Annotated in this window: 2 protein-coding genes; both read right to left on the reverse strand. The window is 49.1% G+C overall.

Annotated elements, in window-relative coordinates:
- A partial coding sequence (locus GX117_02255; GenBank protein NLO32170.1) for a hypothetical protein occupies nt 1–1,251 on the reverse strand: 1,251 nt, incomplete at its 3' end.
- A 97-nt stretch (nt 1,252–1,348) separates the two neighbouring features.
- The gene (gene recA / locus GX117_02260; protein NLO32171.1) at nt 1,349–2,404 is read right to left on the reverse strand and encodes a recombinase RecA; all 1,056 of its coding nucleotides are present in this window, start codon (nt 2,402–2,404) and stop codon (nt 1,349–1,351) included.
- Between the last annotated feature and the right edge of the window lie 215 nt (nt 2,405–2,619).

Here is a 2,619-nt window from a genome sequence, read left to right on the forward strand (position 1 = left end):
TAATAGGAGTGTTCCCGCCAGTCCTTGGGCACTCATATTGTAGGCTTTTGAAATAATCTCGCCCTTAGCGATGGTAACACTGCCTGTGGGCTTAGCCGATATATTGTCCCATGTAACGGTTGCGCCGGATAAGGTCAATTCTCCTTTCGGAAAATTACTGTCCTTGGGATTAAAAGAAAGTTCCGCAGTGGGAACACGGATATCTGCCTTTAAGGAAGGTTGCTGCAAAGAACCCGACACAGCCAGACTGATTCGGGCATTAGAATCTAGGGCGAGCTTCAGATCTCCTATTTCTTGAATTGACGGGGGCAAGAGCTCCGGCAAAACATCTTGCACGGGAACATCAAAGGCGTGTACATCGAAATCTAGCAGCGGCGGGCTGTGTTGAAAGTCGATGCTGCCTTTTGCGTCAATACCTGCCAATTTGGAACGCAACGAGGCATCACGAACCGAAAGTTTTTGATGAGTCGGATCCCATTGCAGCAGTGCGTTCAGCGCTGCCTCTTCATTTTTGATAGGAATGGGAAGTCCTTCGTAAGAAAGTCCTTCTACAAGAAGACTCGTTTCCGCCAGAAGCATCTGTGACGGATTGCCCCATGCATGAATGGTGCAATTTATGAGCCCGGTAAGCCCATCGGGAAGGGATATATGGGGGCGCAAAGAGGCAATATCGAAGTTCTTCAAGTTCACTTCGGCATCCAGAGAGGAACCGGGATTGTAGTGTCCTGTGAGTTGAAGGGCGACCTCCTCCGTCTTGTGGCGCACGAGGGCTTGTATTTGCCCGGACAATAGACCACCTCCTGATTGTCCGGATAGCTCGAAAGCGGGCAACTCCACGATAACGGGCGCGTCTAGGCGGTCGAAATGCAGTTCAACGGCACAGCGTTCTCCCACAACGGAGAAGGAGGGCAGCATGTCCAAAGAGAACAGAGTATTTTTATTTTTGTCCGTATCTGATGGGCTGAGTGATAGCCCGTCCAGTTTCAATCGCGCTCCGTTAACGGCTATTTCGGCGGCGATGAAACGTCCGCGCAGTAAATCGACGAGCGAGAGATGGACTTGGCACGAATCAAGATCAAGAACAGCCTGTGTCTGCGCGCCGAAGGGCATGGATGCATGGACGCCTGTGATGTGCAGACTTCGCAAGCCTTTGGTATGGAGCGCTTCAAAAGTAAAATCCAGCCCCAGCCGCGCTTTAACGGTATTGATAGAAAAGGATCGGGCATGTTCGATCCGATACTTTAGAAACAAGACTCCCAAAAAAGAGAGGATGCCTATCAATACAAAGACTGTTAGGAGTGCGGGCAGGAACAGACGCCGCCGAAGCTGCTGTGTTCGGATACTTGAATTACTCTGTTGCAGGTTGCTTCTCCGCTTCCGGTTCGGAATTGGCTGCCCAGGGCAGATTTCTATTGGTCAGGATTTGGTCATGGAGTTTCGAAATGATCTCCGGATGAGCGCGCAAGTATTGGCGCGTATTTTCTCTGCCCTGACCCAAGTTCTCGCCCTCATAAGAAAACCAAGCGCCACTTTTCATGATGAGTTTGTCTTCAACAGCCATGTCCAAGATATCCCCTTCACGGCTGATACCTTCATCAAATAAAATATCAAACTCGGCCTGACGAAAAGGAGCGCTCACTTTATTTTTGACCACTTTCACGCGAACACGGTTCCCTACATTGTCCTCGCGATCTTTGAGTCCTCCAATACGGCGAATATCCAAACGCATACTGGAGTAAAATTTTAAGGCACGGCCGCCCGTAGTCGTTTCGGGGCTGCCAAACATGACACCAATCTTTTCGCGAATTTGATTAATAAAAATTAATAAGGTCTTGGAGCGGCTGATAACCGCTGTAAGTTTGCGCAGCGCCTGAGACATTAAGCGTGCCTGTAAGCCCACATGACTATCGCCCATCTCGCCTTCAACCTCCGCTTTGGGTACCAGCGCAGCGACGGAGTCCACAACAATGACATCAACGGCATTGCTGCGTACAAGACTCTCACAAATTTCAAGAGCCTGTTCCGCCGTGTCCGGCTGAGATACGAGTAAGTTGTCAATGTCGACGCCAATTTTTTGGGCAAAGGAAGGATCCAAGGCGTGCTCGGCATCAATGTAACAGGCAATGCCGCCGATTTTTTGGGCACTTGCAGCCACATGGAGCGCTAAGGTCGTTTTACCGGAAGATTCGGGGCCAAAAATTTCAACAACGCGGCCTCGAGGAAAACCGCCGACGCCGGTGGCTATATCCAACGACAGACTTCCTGTCGGTATAACTTGCACTCCCTCACGGAAAGTGTCGTCGCCAAGCCGTACCAATGTACCGCGGCCAAATTGTTTCTCCAACTGGGAAACTGCAATTTCCAATGCACGAACTTTGCCTTTGTCTTCCGATGAAACAGCCATGATATTCTCCTTTATGGGTGTACTGAAATTATTTTCATGTTCTTAAGTGTGCCAGAATTATACGCTCAGTTCAACTTTTATACAAAACATCGCAGGTTCAAACTCGAATTGCAACCCCTTCCTGAAAAAAGACTTCGGCCGGAGTTCTGTAATTAAGTGTTTTCCTTGGTCTATTATTTAAATCTTGAACAGCCCTTTGTAACTGCTCTTCAGAA

Source organism: Candidatus Hydrogenedentota bacterium, assembly GCA_012523015.1.
Lineage (GTDB): Bacteria > Hydrogenedentota > Hydrogenedentia > Hydrogenedentales > CAITNO01 > JAAYBJ01.

Bases quoted from the DNA above. Each gene is read 5' to 3' on its own strand.
- recA (NLO32171.1), bottom strand. From the start codon at position 2,404: ATGGCTGTTTCATCGGAAGACAAAGGCAAAGTTCGTGCATTGGAAATT.